Annotated in this window: 2 protein-coding genes; both read right to left on the bottom strand. The window is 69.5% G+C overall.

Annotation, left to right across the window (positions count from 1 at the left end; all coding sequences use genetic code 11):
- Nucleotides 1-36: 36 nt before the first annotated feature.
- Complete coding sequence (locus tag ACWGI8_RS43305) at nucleotides 37-318, bottom strand: HU family DNA-binding protein (RefSeq protein ID WP_003954777.1); 282 nt, start codon at nucleotides 316-318, stop codon at nucleotides 37-39.
- Nucleotides 319-652: 334 nt separating this feature from the next.
- Nucleotides 653-2,086 (bottom strand): malic enzyme-like NAD(P)-binding protein, encoded by a 1,434-nt coding sequence (locus ACWGI8_RS43300; protein WP_453669013.1) that lies wholly within the window; start codon nucleotides 2,084-2,086, stop codon nucleotides 653-655.
- Nucleotides 2,087-2,201: the final 115 nt, after the last annotated feature.

Raw genomic sequence — 2,201 nt, 5'->3', positions numbered from 1 at the left:
ACCCCGGTCCGGGTGGCCGCCCTGTCGCTCATGGACTTACTTGCCCTTGGCGGCTTCCTTGAGCTTCGAGCCCGCGGAGACCTTCACGCTGTAGCCGGCCGGGATCTGGATCGGGTCGCCGGTCTGCGGGTTACGAGCGGTGCGAGCGGCACGGTGGGTGCGCTCGAAGGTCAGGAAGCCGGGGATGGTGACCTTCTCGTCGCCCTTGGCGACGATCTCGCCGACGGTCTCGGCGAGAGCGGCCAGCACGGCGTCGGCGTCCTTGCGGGTCACCTCGGCGCGGTCGGCCAGCGCGGCCACCAGCTCACTGCGGTTCATGTTGTTACTCCCGTGTTCTTCTTGCCTGTGAGGCGTGAGATCGAAGCCGATGCTGCCAGGGCCCTCGGACAGTCCCCGGACCCGGGTCTGCTGTCAGACCCTCGCGCCCAATTGAGCATCCTGCCCCCACCAGCGGCGGGAAAGCCAATCCGGCACCCTCCGGAGTCACACGAAAAGCGCCAGCGCCTCGTCGTGGTGACGTTCCGTCGACCCCATGGAGACTCCTCGGAGCCATAGGGGCCGCCGTCCGTGGCACGCGGCCGGGCGGTCGCGGGCTCATGGTCCGCCACCCTAAAGGGGCGTTCCTGACCCCGCGACTCGCGACGCGCCGTCGTCAGGCGGACGTGGGGCCCGTCACCGCCGCGCCCGCCGCCCTCGCGGCGTCCCGTACGGCTCCGGCGACCGCGCCCGCGACCTTGTCGTTGAAGACCGACGGGATGATGTAGTTCGGGTTGAGCTCGTCCTCGGTGACGACGTCCGCGAGCGCCGCGGCCGCGGCCAGCATCATCTCCGTGTTGACCGTACGGGACTGGGCGTCCAGGAGCCCGCGGAAGACGCCCGGGAAGACCAGCACGTTGTTGATCTGGTTGGGGAAGTCGGAGCGGCCGGTCGCGACAACTGCCGCCGTCTGGCGGGCGATTGCCGGCTCCACCTCGGGGTCCGGGTTCGCAAGAGCGAACACGATGGCGCCCTCCGCCATCGCCGCGACATCGTCGGCACCCAGCACGTTCGGAGCGGAGACGCCGATGAAGACGTCCGCGCCACGCACCGCCTCCCGCAGGGTGCCGGTGACGCCCTCGGGGTTGGTGTTGTCGGCGATCCAGCGCAGCGGCGACTCGGCAGCGGCGTCGACGAGGTCCTCACGGCCGGCGTGCACGACACCGTGGATGTCGGCAACGACGGCGTGCTTGACGCCCGCCGCGATCAGCAGCTTCAGGATGGCCGTGCCCGCGGCGCCGGCGCCGGACATGACGACCCGTACGTCGCCGACCGCCTTGCCCACCACACGCAGCGCGTTGGTCAGGGCGGCGAGCACGACGATCGCGGTGCCGTGCTGGTCGTCGTGGAACACGGGGATGTCGAGGGCCTCACGGAGCCGCGCCTCGATCTCGAAGCAGCGGGGCGCGGAGATGTCCTCGAGGTTGATGCCCGCGAAGCCGGGGGCGATCGCCTTGACGATCTCGACGATGGCGTCGGTGTCCTGGGTGTCCAGGCAGAGCGGCCAGGCGTCGATGCCGGCGAAGCGCTTGAAGAGGGCCGCCTTGCCCTCCATGACGGGCAGGGCGGCCTTCGGGCCGATGTTGCCGAGGCCGAGGACGGCGGAACCGTCCGTCACGACTGCGACGGAGTTCCGCTTGATGGTGAGGCGCCGGGCGTCCTCGGGGTTCTCGGCGATGGCCATGCAGACGCGCGCCACACCCGGCGTGTAGATCATGGAGAGATCGTCACGGTTGCGGATGGGGTGCTTGGACTGCATCTCGATCTTGCCGCCGAGGTGCATCAGGAAGGTCCGGTCGGAGACCTTGCCGAGGACGACGCCCTCGATGCCGCTCAGCTTCTCGACGATCTCGTCGGCGTGCGTGGTGGAGGTCGCCGCGATGGTGACGTCGATGCGGAGCTTCTCGTGGCCGGAAGCAGTGACGTCGAGTCCGGAGACCGAACCGCCGGAGGACTCCACGGCCGTGGTGAGCTGCGATACGGCGGTTCCGCTCGCGGGCACCTCCAGCCGGACCGTCATCGAGTACGAGACGCTGGGCGCCGTTGCCATGGCCGAGTTCCTCTGCTTTCCCTAGCTTCGTTGCTGCGCCGCCCCGGCGGTGGCCGGGCAAGGCCCTCCGATGTTCGCACCTACCTGCGAGTAGCAGGTAATAGTGGTCCTTTTG

This window comes from Streptomyces sp. NPDC054841 (genome assembly GCF_053611045.1).
The sequence above is the reverse complement of the archived record's forward strand: the minus strand, read 5'-3'. Positions and strand labels throughout refer to the sequence as shown.